The organism is Bacillus cereus group sp. TH152-1LC, from assembly GCF_027710505.1.
Lineage (GTDB): Bacteria > Bacillota > Bacilli > Bacillales > Bacillaceae_G > Bacillus_A > Bacillus_A mobilis.
In genome coordinates this window covers 381,615-395,579 of sequence record NZ_JAQFNK010000003.1, presented here as the reverse complement: position 1 = coordinate 395,579, position 13,965 = coordinate 381,615, and the positions used below count along the sequence as shown (strand labels likewise).

Genomic DNA, 13,965 nt, shown 5'->3' with positions numbered 1-13,965 from the left:
TGGAGGGAAATAAGAATGCGTGTGAATATTACTCTAGCATGTACAGAATGCGGAGATCGTAACTATATCTCAAAGAAAAACAAACGTAACAACGCTGAGCGTATCGAGCTTAAAAAGTATTGCAAGCGTGACAAGAAGTCTACGTTACACCGTGAAACAAAGTAAGCAGTAGGAATATTTTCCTACTGTTTCTTTTTTTATTCGATTCCTCTGTTAAAAGTGATACACTATCATCGTAGAGAAAAGTATCACTGTGAGGGGGAAAATGTGTGAGAGAAGAGAAATTACGTTTACGTAAACAAATAATAGAGCACATGAATTCTTTATCAGAAGAACGGTATACAACTTTATCAGAGCAAATTGCATTTTTGTTGTATGCGCAAAAAGAGTGGGCTGAAGCTAAAACAATCGGAATCACTCTCTCAATGGAAAATGAAGTGAATACATATCCTATTATCGAAAAAGCTTGGGAAGAGGGAAAGAAAGTTGTTGTCCCGAAGTGTAATAAAGGAACACGATCAATGTCCTTCCGACAAATTAGTAATTTTGATCAATTAGAAACAGTGTATATGAATTTACGTGAACCAATTCCAGCGCTTACGGAAGAAGTGGATGCAGATGAAATTGATCTTCAAATCGTGCCAGGCGTAGCTTATACAGGTCGAGGAGAACGGATTGGATATGGCGGTGGCTATTATGATCGTTATCTCGTGCATTATAAAGGGAAAACGCTATCATTAGCTTATAGTTTTCAAATGGTAGAACATATTCCGGTCGAGCCGTTTGATAAAAATATAGAAAAAATTATTACAGAAAAAGGAACAATGGTTAAAAATGGGCTTGTATAGACAAATAAAAATTGACGAGACTTTTTCTTCTTGATTATAATAAAATATGTGAACGTTTTCTTATTATAATTTTTATAGTAAGTGAGCATAGAGGGTGATGAAATGGTATCTATTTATGATATTCAGCAATTGCTAAAGAAATTTGGTACGATTATTTATACGGGTGATCGAATTGCAGATTTACAATTAATGCAAGATGAATTGCGTGAATTAAATCAATCACAGCTAATCGATCCACAAGACTATCAAACAGCTTTATTTTTATTGAAGCAAGAAATTCAAAAAGAGCTAAATAAGAATTAGATAAAGGTAGGTAAGCAACATGGAAGAGAAATGGTTAGTTGGTGTTGACCTTGGTGGTACAACGATTAAATTAGCATTTATTAATGTGTACGGTGAAATTTTACATAAGTGGGAAATCCCTACGAATACAAATGAGCAAGGAAAACATATTACGCTTGATGTAGCGAAAGCTATTGATAAAAAGTTAGAAGAATTAGGTGAATTAAAGAGTAAGTTAATCGGTATTGGTATGGGAGCTCCTGGTCCTGTACACGTGGCATCTGGAATGATTTACGAAGCGGTTAACTTAGGATGGAAAAACTATCCGTTAAGAGATTTATTAGAAGTAGAAACAGGATTACCTGTTGTTATTGATAATGATGCAAACTTAGCAGCGCTTGGTGAAATGTGGAAAGGTGCCGGTGAAGGAGCAAAAGATTTAATCTGTATGACACTTGGCACTGGTGTTGGCGGCGGTGTAATTGCCAATGGTGAGATTGTACACGGCGTAAGTGGAGCTGCTGGTGAGATTGGACACATTACAGTCGTTACAGAGAATGCTTTCCCATGTAATTGCGGGAAGTCTGGTTGCCTAGAAACAGTTGCATCTGCAACAGGTATTGTGCGTGTTGCTATGCAAAAAATACAAGAGACTGATAAAGAGAGTATGCTACGTTCTATGTTAGCAGAAGAAGGGCGCATTACATCAAAAGATGTGTTTGAAGCACTTGGACAAGGTGACGAGCTAGCAGGCGAAGTAGTAGAAAAAGTAGCTTCTTATTTAGGATTAGCTGTAGCGAACCTTGCTAGTACGTTGAACCCAGAGAAAATTGTTATTGGCGGCGGTGTGTCTAAAGCTGGAGATGCACTATTAGAGCCAATTCAACGTTATTTCGAGCAATATGCTTTTTCACGTGCTGTAAAGAGCACGAAGTTAGCGATTGCAATACTTGGTAATGATGCAGGTGTTATCGGAGGAGCTTGGCTTGTAAAAAAGCACAAATACGAAGCGAAGATGGTATAAGTTGTGAAATATGAAAAGAGGAAGGGGAAACCCTTCCTCTTTTTGTGTGAAATCTTGATGAAGAATAACATGTTAATGAATTAAGCTGCTGGTGGGTACCCGTTATATAGAACAGTCATGATCGTAAACCATCCGAAAACGAGTACAGTTGCAATTGCAAAGCCGCCTGCGAAAAAGTTCTTTTCACGAAGTGTTCTAAGCGTAGCAAATACAGCTAACAGAGTGACTAGCGCAAAAATAATAACAAGGCCCATACAATATCCTCCTCTGTCTACCCATTCCTGAATATGAGTTTTTGGAATATTTACTCTTTTATATTGTACATGTTTTAAAAATGATTGTCGAGATAGCATCCTTTCTTTTCCTAAGAGAAAAAAATGTTGTATCATTGAAAGTAAGTTTAATAATTGGAGGAGATTTTCATATGAAATGGATACAAATGCCGTTAGGCCCATTACAAACGAATGCTTATATTTTAACGAATGATCAAAATGAGTGTATTATCTTTGATCCTGGTCACGAAGGAGAGAAGCTCGTTACATATTTACAAGAAGAACAATTAAAGCCAATGGCTGTTTTATTAACACATGCTCACTTCGATCATATTGGCGCTGTTGATGCGGTAAGAGACGCTTTTCATATTCCTGTGTACGTACATAAAGAAGAAGCAGATTGGTTAGGCGATGCAACTGTAAATGGTTCTCAAATTTTTATGATGAATCGCAGCATTACAGCAAAACCAGCAGATCGTATTATTGATGCAGAAGGTGCATTAGCAATTGGTTCATTTAATTTTGAGGTTTTTGAGACGCCAGGACATTCTCCGGGCAGTATTTCTTATTATTGTAAAGAGGCGAATGCTGTATTTTCTGGAGATGTATTGTTCCAAATGAGTATCGGAAGAACAGATTTACCTGGTGGAAGTTTTGCTGAATTGATTGGAAGTATTGAAGAAAAATTATTTGTATTACCAGATGAAACAGCGGTGCTATGTGGACATGGTCCAGAAACAAGCATTGGTTTTGAAAAAGAAAATAATCCATTTTTACAGTAAGGAGTCATTATGGGGATGGAGCTCATTTTAAAAGAATGGATGGGGAAAGAGAAGGATTATTCAATTTCGTATAGTACGTATATGAGCCTTGTATTGTATACAGAGGGGCATGGCTATTATATGAAAGAACGTGAAAAAATTGGAAGGCAAGGGGATTTTTTTACAAGTAGCAATGTATCCTCTGTTTTTGCAAAAACCTTTGCTAAGTTTTTTATTCGTCTTGTTGAAAGTGGTGAAGTTGCTCCGAATATTTGTGAGATTGGTGGGGGAACAGGAAGGTTTGCCTATGATGTTTTACAAGAGTGGAAGCAAGTCTCTCCAGAAACCTTTATTGATTTAAACTATTCAATGATTGAAATGAGTCCTTTTCATAGAAATTTACAGCAGAAAAATCTTTGTTCGTTTTCAAATGTTTCGTATTATACGTCGCATAGTGAAATGGGAGAATCGTTCGATGGGATTCTTTTTTCGAATGAGTTATTTGATGCATTTCCTGTTGAAGTAATTGAGAAGAGAAATGGAATGTTGTATGAGGTACGTGTTACGTACACGGAGGAAGGGAAACTTGCAGAAGTAAGGAGGCCGTTACATAAAAGCATCGGTCGATACTTATTGAAATATAATATTCATCTTGCAGAAGGGCAGCGTTTTGAAGTGCCAATTGCGATGGAAGAATATATAAAAGACATTGCGAAATGGTTTCAAAAAGGTATATGTATTACAGTTGATTATGGATATACAAAAGAAGAATGGATGCATCCTGCACATCAAGAAGGAAGTTTACGAGGATATTACGAGCATAAGCTAATCCGTAATCCTTTAGCACATCCAGGTGAAATGGATCTTACTGCTCATATTCATTGGGATGAACTGAAAGAGATGTTTAGCTTGCAAGGCATGGATACAGTATGGCATAAGAAGCAGTCTGAATTCTTGTTAGCAGCAGGAATACTAGATCAGCTTACAGGTCACCAAGATAGAAATCCTTTTTCTGAAATTCAAAAACAAAATCGTGCAGTTCGTTCTATGATTTTGAGCGGAGGATTAGGGAGTGCATTTGATGTTGTGATACATACGAAACATATGCAACAGTTACACTTGGATCGGTATTTGAAAATATAAAAAAACAAGACACAGCATATTTCTGTGTCTTGTTTTTTAATACGACTTATGTAGCATCATATATTTCCTCTCATGATATATATTTATATTAAAGATATGAGATAAAAAATATAGAATACGTCCTTTTTCTCTGTTTATGAGTCCCTAACCCAATAATACGCGAACGAGTTGAATAATTGTCTCGTTTTCTACTTTGTAATAAATTTCCAATCCTTTTCTTTCACTTGAAACAATTTTAGCACTTTTTAACTTTGCTAAATGCTGTGAAATTGTAGATTGTGGCATGTTTAAGCCAGTGTACATTGTAGAAACGTTGCTTGGACCACGTTCAATTAATCCTTTTACAATACATAAGCGAACAGGATGAGCAAGTACTTTCAATAATTCTGCATTGCTTTCATATAGTTCTATTTCTTTTTGAAAGGTTTCTAACATGTTCTTTTCCACCTCCGTGTGAGCTGTTATACCATACTATACATACCAAAAAATTAAAGAAAAGAAAACAGTTGTTGCAGAAAAAAATTCCTAAAGTAAAGAAATTGTAAGAAAAGAGACCCTGATGTAAATAAAGTAGATAAATTAGCACGGTTTTGTAAAATGACATTTTTGGGTGAAAATTTCGATGCGTTTTAAAAATTGAAAGATATAGATATATTTGTAACACAATTTTATCATGATTTTCTTATTCTTTCAAATGAATATACGAAATTTTTAAAATAATATGACAAAGGAATTATAATGTTATATATAGAATATAAAACAGGTTATAAGAAAAGAAGCTGAATGTAGTCAGCTTCTTTATGGTGAAAACGAAATGTTTGAATATAGCTGATAAATCTTAGAATTACCAAGACATTAGTTATATATTCTAGCGTTTACTTTGTATCAATTTTAAAAATCTGTGATTCCATATATTTTCATAAAAATCAATTGTATCTTTTGCAGACATAAATGGATTATTTAACGTAGAGGTTGCTTTCTGTACCATGAAGTTTTCGTATCCTAGTCCATGAGCGAATTTAATCGTAGCATCCATACAGTACTCTGTTTGGGCACCACAAAATTCAATACGATGTACAGATAATTGATCTAAAATCTCTTTTAAGTTTGTCTTATAAAATGAATTGGCATGTGTTTTTCTTACAAAAAAATCTTGTTCTTGAACATCTAGATCAGCATGAATAGCCCAAAGTTCTTTTTCGGGTACTAAATCATCATCACAATGTTGAACGAAAAGAATTGGTTTATTTGATTTTCTGTATGAAGAAATTCTGTTATTTACTTTTGTAAGTAAGTTTTGTAAATCAAATAAATGTTCTTCGCTATAACATACTCCATTTTGTAGATCGATAACGATTAAAACATCTGCACAAGTATCCATTATTTTTGCCCCTTTTTTTACTTCTTAATATATCAATTAATTTATTACTTGGAAATAGATGGTGCTCTTTCGTTTTTTATGAACTATATGAAAAGTAAAATATACGCAACAGCATAAAAAGAAGATATGATAACTTAATTTCATATCTTCTTTTCTCTCTATGCATTTACAGGTTCTTCTACATAAGAAAGGGCATTTTCAAAATCGGATATTAAATCGTCAACATTTTCAAGGCCGACGGATAATCGAAGTAATGAATTAGAAATCCCTCTTTCATCACGAGCTTCTTGCGATAGTGCTGCATGTGACATTTTAGCTGGGTAGGAAAGGATCGATTCGACAGCTCCTAAACTAACGGCAAAGACAGGTAATTTTACTTTTGATAAAAATTGGCGGAGTGCGTCTTCTGATTGTAAAGTGAAAGATAGGACAGCTCCGGCTGATGTAGCTTGAGATTGTTGAATGTCAAATCCAAGATGTGTTTGTAAACCAGGATAATAGACATTTTGAACTTTAGCGTGCTCTTGTAAATAGTGTGCAATTTTATTGGCGTTAGCAGCTGAATGTTCAAGACGTACATGTAATGTTTTTAGGCCGCGAAGCACGAGAGAACAATCTTGAGGACCTAAAATAGCGCCGAATGCATTTTGTAAAAATCCAAGTTTTTGGGCGAGTTCGGCATCTTTTACAACCGCTAATCCGGCAGTAACATCACTATGACCGGCAATGAATTTTGTGGCACTATGAAGAACGACGTCGGCACCAAGATCAAGTGGTTTCTGGAATAGTGGTGTCAAAAATGTATTATCAACAAAAGTAAGGGCATTAATAGATTTTGCAAGTTGAGAAACAGCACGAATATCTGTCACTTTTAAAAGTGGATTAGAAGGTGTTTCCACATAAAAGAGTTTTGTGTTTGGCTTAATGTTCTGCTTTATTTCTTCTAGATTGGTCATATCAACAAATGTATGTGAAACACCGTAACGGGAGAGAACTTCAGTTATAATTCGATAAGTGCCTCCGTATACGTCTTCTGAAATGAGTACGTGATCACCTTGTGAAAGAAGGAGGAATGCAGTAGAAATCGCTGCAATTCCCGATGCGAAGGCAAATCCTTTTGTTCCGCCTTCTAATAATGCAATGATATCTTCAAGAGCTTCACGTGTTGGATTACCAGAGCGGCTATAGTCATATTTCCCGAACGTATCTACATCAAATTGGTGGAATGTTGATGTGTTATAGATGGGAACGTTAACAGCTCCTGTTTGCAAGTCATGCTTATATTGGTTGTGCAGTAAGAGTGTATCAATAGAATAACTCATATTCTTACACCTTCTTTTACAAGTTTAATGGCTTGCTTTAAGTCTTGAATCAAATCGTTACTATTTTCGATGCCAACGGAAAATCGAAGAAGACGATTGCATACACCGTTTGCTGTTCTGATTTCTTCAGGAATATCAGCGTGTGTTTGCGTTGCTGGATATGTCATTAAACTTTCAACACCACCAAGACTTTCAGCGAATGTAATTAAGGATAAAGATTGTAAGAATGGATTGATCCATGTTTCATCTTTCAGGCGAAATGAGATCATGCCGCCTCTTCCAGGATAAAATACATCTGTTACCCCGTCCTCATCATTTAAATAAGCGACAACTGTTTTTGCATTTTCTTCATGTTGTCTCATACGAAGCGCTAACGTTTTCATACCACGAATTAAAAGCCATGAGTCAAATGGGCTTAAGACTGCACCAGAGGCATTATGGTAATGAGCAATTTCCTCACAAAGTTCCTTTCCTTTTGCAACGACAAGTCCGCTTAGTACATCGTTATGCCCACCTAAATATTTCGTTGCACTATGAAGTACAATGTCAGCACCTTCTGTTAATGGTTGCTGTATATAAGGCGTGTAGAATGTGTTATCTACAATAAGGAGTAGTCCGTGTCTTTTCGCTACAGTTGCGACAGCGGCAATATCAGTAACTTGCATTAATGGATTAGTTGGAGTTTCTATGAAAATAGCCTTCGTTTCAGTTGTGATAGCTTTCTCAATTTGTTTAATAGATTGTGTATTTACGTATCTACATCGAACGTTCCACTTTTTTTCGTGCTCAGAAAATAATCGATAAGTGCCGCCGTATAAATCTTCAGACACAATAAGTTCGTCTCCAGAACGGAATAGCGAAAGGACGAGAAGAACAGCCGCCATTCCGGAGCTACAGGCATAACCTTGTTCGCCGTATTCTAAGTCTGCGATTGCCTGTTCTAAAAGACCGCGAGTTGGATTTCCAGTTCGTGAATAGTCAAAACCAGTCGATTTACCAATTCCTTCGTGACGATAAGCAGTTGAGAAATAAACAGGCGGATTAACAGTTCCTGTTGTAGTTTCGCTCCGGTTTCCGATTTGTGCTAGTTTTGTTTCAATAGTTGACATGTAAAAATTCCTCCTTTTTAAATTAACAATTAAGTGAATGTAAAATAAAAAAAGCCTTCTAAGAAGAAGGCTTTCGGTTTGAATAGAGTCTTCTTCTCATCTGTCAAATCTTTCACAATTTGCTGGAATTAGCACCTTATTAACAAATGTTAATGGTTGCTGAGGCGTCATAGGGCCAGTCCCTCTACCTCTCTAGATAAGAATGTTCGTATGAAATTTTATTATGTTTTTAACTTTACAACAAAAGATAATTGAATTGCAACTTTATTTTAAATAATTTTTATTTTTCCGCAAGTGTCATTGACTTTTGTATTTGTGCATGCTAAATTTATTAAAAAATTAACAAACATTGTTAAAAGGGGAACGCATTTCCTTTTAGCTACATAAATAAAATAATAAAGACAAACTCTTATTGAGAGCGGTGGAGGGAAAGGCCCTGTGAAACCCGGCAACCTTCAAACTAAATGTTTGAAACGGTGCTAATACCTGCAAAACGAATGTTTTGCATAATAAGAGGAGGATCAATTATGTCCCCCTCTTCAAAGTGAAGAGGGGGTTTTTATATTGATAGAAATGAGGGAGATTTGTGAAATTACTAGATTTATTATCAAAAGGAATTGTAATAGGTGATGGCGCGGTTGGGACATTATTACATTCACATGGCTTGCAAAGTAGTTTTGAAGAATTGAATATATCTGATCCAGATTTAATTATATCGATTCATAAGCAATATGTAGCTGCTGGGGCTGATGTAATTCAAACAAATACGTACGGAGCAAATGAAGCGAAATTACGTATGTATGGTTTAGAAAATCAAGTTACTGAAATTAATAGAGCGGCAGTAAAATTGGCGAAAGCATCTGTGACAGATAGAAATGCAATTTTAGGAACAATTGGTGGTATGAAACATATCGGAGCTGTTACAACGACTGATATAGAAAGAGAATTTATGCTACTTGAGCAGGCAAGTGCATTACTAGAAGAACAGGTTGATGGACTGCTATTAGAGACTTTCTATGATGAGTTTGAATTACTTCATGCTGTTCAGGTGTTACGAAAACAAACGAATATTCCAATTGTAGCTCAATTAGCGTTACATGAGGCAGGTACGACTCAAAATGGAAATGATGTAAATGAAATATTAAAACAGCTTTTAGATTATGGTGCAAATGTTGTTGGATTGAACTGCCAACTAGGACCACTTCATATGACGGAAGCTTTTAAAATGATATCGATTCCGCAAAATGGATATTTGTCAGCATATCCGAATGCAGGTCTCCCAAATTATGTGGAGGGACGTTACGTATATGAGGGAAGTCCAGCTTATTTCGAAGCGATGACGCCGAAGTTTATTGAGCAAGGTATTCGGTTATTAGGTGGTTGTTGTGGCACGACTCCAGAACATATTGAAAGTATGAAACGTGCAATTGCAAATGCTACACCTGTAATAGAAAAGGATACGATTCAAAGACCGAAAGTAGTTCATACACAGGAGAAACGTTCGAAAGCCCATGTCACTTTAGCAGAGAAAGCAAAAAAACAAACGACAGTAGTAGTGGAATTAGATCCACCGAAAACATTAGATACGCAGCGGTTTTTTGAAGGCGCAAGAGCATTGAAAAGAGCTGGAGCAGATGCTATTACTCTAGCAGATAATTCATTAGCATCGCCTCGCGTCTCGAATATGGCAATGGGGGCATTATTAACGAAGCACGATATTCCGGTATTGACGCATTTAACGTGTAGAGACCATAACGTCATCGGACTACAATCTCATTTATTAGGCTTATCAGCGTTAGGCATGGAAGAAGTGCTAGCTTTAACTGGGGATCCAGCGCGCGTTGGTGATTTTCCAGGTGCTACTTCTGTATATGATTTGTCCTCTATTGAGCTCATTAAAATGATCAAAGAAATGAACGATGGGCGCTCCATTTTAGGGAAATCAATAGGTCCAGCAACAAGATTTTCAGTAGGAGGTGCGTTTAATCCGCATGTAAGACATTTAAAAGCAGCGGTTAAGCGAATGGAACGGAAAATAGATGCTGGAGCGGAATATTTCTTAACACAGCCAATTTACGATATTGCGTTAATTGAAGAAGTGTATGAAGCGACAAAGCATTTGGAACAACCTATTTTCATTGGGATTATGCCATTAATAAGTAAACGGAATGCAGATTTTCTTCATTTTGAGGTGCCAGGAATTACGCTACCTGAAGAAATAAGGGAGAGAATGGATGGACATGAAACGAAAGAGGTAGCAATTGAGGAAGGGATTCGCATTTCACAAGAATTGATCGATGCAGCGATGAAATATTTTAACGGCATTTATCTTATTACACCATTTCTAAAATATGAAATTACAGAACATCTTGTTAAATATGTGAGAGAAAAGCAAGAAGTGAAAGAAGGTATTAACTGATGAAATGTATAGAAGAAAAATTACAAAATAACATCTTAATATTAGATGGTGCAATGGGAACAATGATTCAGCAAGAGGACTTAATTGCTGAAGATTTCGGAGGAGAAGAGTACGAAGGTTGTAATGAATATTTAGTAGAAACAAGGCCTGATGTCATTTTAAAGATTCATAAAGCTTATATTGAAGCTGGAGCGGATATTATTGAAACAAATACATTTGGGGCGACAAATATTGTATTAAGTGATTATGAGTTGTCTCATTTAGACGAGGAACTAAATGAGAAAGCAGCGCGTTTAGCGAAGCAAGCGGTCAACGAAAGTGGGAAGGAAGTATATGTTGCGGGAGCAATGGGACCGACAACGAAAGCGATTAGTGTTACTGGTGGTGTGACGTTTGAAGAATTAATTGAAGCTTATACACGGCAGACGAGAGGCTTATTGAAGGGAGAAGTTGATGTATTACTCGTTGAGACGAGTCAAGATATGCGTAATGTGAAAGCTGCTTATATTGGAATTCAAGCAGCTTTTGACGAACTAAATAAAATTGTGCCTATCATGATTTCCGGAACGATTGAACCGATGGGAACAACTCTGGCTGGGCAAACAATTGAGGCTTTTTACTTATCAATAGAACATATGAAGCCATTATCTGTTGGATTAAACTGTGCGACTGGTCCGGAGTTTATGAGAGACCATATTCGTTCCCTATCCGATTTGTCGGAGTGTTACATTTCTTGTTATCCAAATGCGGGTCTTCCTGATGAAGATGGACATTATCATGAATCTCCATCTTCTCTCGCTGAAAAAGTGAAGCGATTTGCTGAAGAAGGATGGATTAATATTATCGGTGGTTGCTGTGGTACAACACCAGAACATATAAAAGCAATGAAAGCTGCGTTAGCTTCTCTTAATCCGCGTGAACACCACGAAAGAGCTGGACACGGGGTTAGTGGATTAGAGGCGCTTCAATATGATGACTCTATGAGACCGTTATTTGTTGGTGAAAGAACAAACGTTATTGGGTCACGTAAATTTAAACGATTAGTAGCAGAAGGGAAATTTGAAGAGGCTGCTGAAGTCGCAAGAGCGCAAGTGAAGAAAAATGCTCATATTATTGATATTTGTATGGCAGATCCTGATCGCGATGAAATAGAAGATATGGAAAACTTCTTGGCAGAAGTTACGAAAGTGTTAAAAGTACCGATTATGATCGACTCAACAGATGAAAATGTGATGGAGCGAGCTCTTACTTATATTCAAGGAAAAGCTGTTATTAATTCAATTAATTTAGAAGATGGAGAAGAACGATTTAAAAAAGTGACGCCGCTTCTTCAGAAATACGGTGCTGCTATTGTTGTAGGAACAATTGATGAAGATGGTATGGCGGTTAGTGCAGAACGAAAACTCGAAATTGCAAAAAGAAGTTATGAGTTATTGACGACGAAATATGGTATACGCCCGTCAGATATTATTTTTGATGCACTTGTATTTCCTGTAGGTACAGGAGATGAAGAATATATTGGCTCGGCGGCAGCGACGATAGAAGGAATTCGCCTTATTAAAGAAGCGTTACCAGAGTGTTTAACGATTTTAGGTGTAAGTAACATATCATTTGGTTTACCACCAGCTGGACGCGAAGTATTAAATTCCGTCTTTTTATATCATGCAACGAAAGCAGGATTAGATTATGCAATTGTGAATACGGAAAAATTAGAGCGGTATGCGTCAATTCCTGAGGAAGAAAAACGTCTTGCAGATGCATTGCTTTTTGAAACGACGCAAGAGACGTTAGAAAAATTTACAAACTTCTATCGCGTGGCAAAAAAGAAAGATGTCGTTATCCAAGAAACATTAACTCTTGATGAAAGGCTAGCAAATTACATTGTAGAAGGTACGAAGCAAGGACTACAAGAAGATTTAAGTCTTGCACTTACAGAAGGAAGAAAGCCTTTGGATATTATTAATGGCCCACTTATGACAGGAATGGATGAGGTGGGACGATTATTTAATAATAATGAGCTTATCGTTGCTGAAGTATTGCAAAGTGCTGAAAGTATGAAAGCTGCGGTAAGCTATTTAGAGCCACATATGGAATCTAGCGATAGTGCGAAAAAAGGGAAAGTATTATTAGCAACTGTTAAAGGTGACGTACATGATATTGGGAAAAACCTCGTTGAAATTATTTTATCGAATAATGGATATGAGATTATTAATTTAGGAATCAATGTTCGCTCGGATCGAATTGTACAAGAAGTACAAGAAAAAAAGCCTGATATTATCGGTCTTTCTGGTTTATTAGTAAAATCAGCGCAACAAATGGTAACGACTGCTGAAGATTTAAAAGCAGCAAATATTGATGTTCCAATCGTTGTAGGCGGGGCAGCATTAACGAGAAAGTTTACAGATAACCGAATTTCACCATCATATAAAGGACTTGTATGCTATGCGAGTGATGCGATGACTGGTCTTGATATTATTAATAAGCTTCAAAAGGAAGAAGAGCGCGAGAAGATGAAACAAGATAAAAAAGAGCGTCATCTCCATATCGTAGAAAAAGAGGAGAAGAAAGTAGAGATTCCAGCAGTAATTGAGCCATTACCGAAGGCTGAGGTTATAGTGCCTGATTCAACAAAGCGAATTGTATTACGTGATATTCCAGCCCTTCATCTCGCTCCATTTTTAAATAGACAGATGTTACTTGGACATCACCTTGGATTAAAAGGAAATGTGAAGAAGCTCTTGCGAGAGGGAGATAAAAGAGCACACGAATTAAATGATTTAATAGACGAACTATTGCAGGAAGGACAATCTTGGTTAAAACCGAAAGCAGTGTATCAATTTTTCCCAGCGCAAAGCGACGGACAAAATATTGTAATATATGATCCAGAAGATCATACGCGTGTTATAGAGCGTTTCACATTCCCTAGACAAGGAAAAGCACCATATCGTACTTTAGGTGATTATTTACGCCCAGTTGGAGATGAGATGGACTATGTTGCTTTCCTATCTGTTACGGTTGGGGAAGGTGTTCGGGACATTGCTGAAGAGTGGAAGGTGAAGGGTGATTATTTACGCAGTCATGCCATTCAATCGTTAGCGCTTGAACTAGCAGAAGGACTTGCTGAAAAAACACATATGCTCATTCGTGATCGCTGGGGTATTCCAGATTCACCAGAACTGACGATGGAAGAACGTTTCCGTACGAAATATAGAGGTATACGCGTGTCCTTTGGTTATCCAGCATGTCCAGAACTTGCAGATCAAGAAAAGTTATTTCGCTTAATTCACCCAGAAGAAATAGGTATTTCATTAACAGAAGGATTTATGATGGAGCCAGAAGCATCTGTGACGGCTATGGTATTTTCTCACCCTGAGGCAAGATATTTTAGTGTATTATAGTGTAGA

13 protein-coding genes and 2 riboswitches are annotated in these 13,965 nt (G+C 36.8%); of the genes, 8 read left to right on the top strand and 5 right to left on the bottom strand.

The features are described from left to right. Nucleotides 1–15: 15 nt before the first annotated feature. The 4 genes from rpmG to glcK all read left to right on the top strand — a co-directional run bounded on the left by rpmG (nucleotide 16) and on the right by glcK (nucleotide 2,154). Entirely contained in the window at nucleotides 16–165 is a 150-nt protein-coding gene (rpmG, locus tag PDL00_RS11875) for a 50S ribosomal protein L33 (RefSeq protein WP_001265616.1), read from the top strand. Nucleotides 166–269: 104 nt separating this feature from the next. Beyond that, on the top strand, nucleotides 270–848 hold the full coding sequence (locus PDL00_RS11870; RefSeq protein WP_242254741.1) for a 5-formyltetrahydrofolate cyclo-ligase: 579 nt from the start codon (nucleotides 270–272) through the stop codon (nucleotides 846–848). Between the two features lie 102 nt (nucleotides 849–950). Next, entirely contained in the window at nucleotides 951–1,151 is a 201-nt protein-coding gene (locus PDL00_RS11865) for a YqgQ family protein (protein WP_000253699.1), read from the top strand. 19 nt (nucleotides 1,152–1,170) lie between these two features. Next, on the top strand, nucleotides 1,171–2,154 hold the full coding sequence (gene glcK / locus PDL00_RS11860; protein ID WP_073516517.1) for a glucokinase: 984 nt from the start codon (nucleotides 1,171–1,173) through the stop codon (nucleotides 2,152–2,154). An 80-nt stretch (nucleotides 2,155–2,234) separates the two neighbouring features. Here the strand turns inward: glcK and PDL00_RS11855 are convergent, their stop codons facing one another. Beyond that, on the bottom strand, nucleotides 2,235–2,408 hold the full coding sequence (locus PDL00_RS11855) for a DUF2759 domain-containing protein (protein ID WP_000524846.1): 174 nt from the start codon (nucleotides 2,406–2,408) through the stop codon (nucleotides 2,235–2,237). Nucleotides 2,409–2,578: 170 nt separating this feature from the next. Between PDL00_RS11855 and PDL00_RS11850 the strand changes: the two genes are divergently transcribed. Then, nucleotides 2,579–3,208, top strand: a complete 630-nt coding sequence (locus PDL00_RS11850; protein WP_270729134.1) for an MBL fold metallo-hydrolase — start codon at nucleotides 2,579–2,581, stop codon at nucleotides 3,206–3,208. Between the two features lie 9 nt (nucleotides 3,209–3,217). Further along, nucleotides 3,218–4,330 carry a class I SAM-dependent methyltransferase gene (locus tag PDL00_RS11845; protein ID WP_242254737.1) on the top strand — a complete coding sequence of 371 codons (1,113 nt, stop codon included), beginning with the start codon at nucleotides 3,218–3,220 and terminating at the stop codon, nucleotides 4,328–4,330. Between the two features lie 144 nt (nucleotides 4,331–4,474). On the opposite strand, the gene PDL00_RS11840 is transcribed toward PDL00_RS11845, so the two are convergent. The 4 genes from PDL00_RS11840 to metI form a co-directional block, all read right to left on the bottom strand. Beyond that, the gene (locus tag PDL00_RS11840) at nucleotides 4,475–4,765 is read right to left on the bottom strand and encodes an ArsR/SmtB family transcription factor (protein ID WP_000894375.1); all 291 of its coding nucleotides are present in this window, start codon (nucleotides 4,763–4,765) and stop codon (nucleotides 4,475–4,477) included. A 433-nt stretch (nucleotides 4,766–5,198) separates the two neighbouring features. Next, the gene (locus PDL00_RS11835) at nucleotides 5,199–5,711 is read right to left on the bottom strand and encodes a cysteine hydrolase family protein (protein WP_242254734.1); all 513 of its coding nucleotides are present in this window, start codon (nucleotides 5,709–5,711) and stop codon (nucleotides 5,199–5,201) included. Nucleotides 5,712–5,869: 158 nt separating this feature from the next. Further along, complete coding sequence (gene metC, locus PDL00_RS11830; RefSeq protein ID WP_270729132.1) at nucleotides 5,870–7,033, bottom strand: cystathionine beta-lyase; 1,164 nt, start codon at nucleotides 7,031–7,033, stop codon at nucleotides 5,870–5,872. Beyond that, complete coding sequence (metI, locus tag PDL00_RS11825; RefSeq protein WP_242254731.1) at nucleotides 7,030–8,142, bottom strand: cystathionine gamma-synthase/O-acetylhomoserine thiolyase; 1,113 nt, start codon at nucleotides 8,140–8,142, stop codon at nucleotides 7,030–7,032. The genes metC and metI overlap by 4 nt, the downstream gene beginning before the upstream one ends. Nucleotides 8,143–8,235: 93 nt before the next feature. Continuing rightward, nucleotides 8,236–8,345, bottom strand: a riboswitch (SAM riboswitch). 203 nt (nucleotides 8,346–8,548) lie between these two features. Beyond that, a riboswitch (SAM riboswitch) is annotated at nucleotides 8,549–8,658 on the top strand. 70 nt (nucleotides 8,659–8,728) lie between these two features. On the opposite strand from metI, the gene PDL00_RS11820 reads away from it, so the two are divergent. Together PDL00_RS11820 and metH are read left to right on the top strand one after the other, a co-directional pair. Further along, on the top strand, nucleotides 8,729–10,561 hold the full coding sequence (locus tag PDL00_RS11820) for a bifunctional homocysteine S-methyltransferase/methylenetetrahydrofolate reductase (protein ID WP_270729130.1): 1,833 nt from the start codon (nucleotides 8,729–8,731) through the stop codon (nucleotides 10,559–10,561). After that, nucleotides 10,561–13,959 (top strand): methionine synthase, encoded by a 3,399-nt coding sequence (gene metH / locus PDL00_RS11815; protein WP_270729128.1) that lies wholly within the window; start codon nucleotides 10,561–10,563, stop codon nucleotides 13,957–13,959. The genes PDL00_RS11820 and metH overlap by 1 nt, the downstream gene beginning before the upstream one ends. Nucleotides 13,960–13,965: the final 6 nt, after the last annotated feature.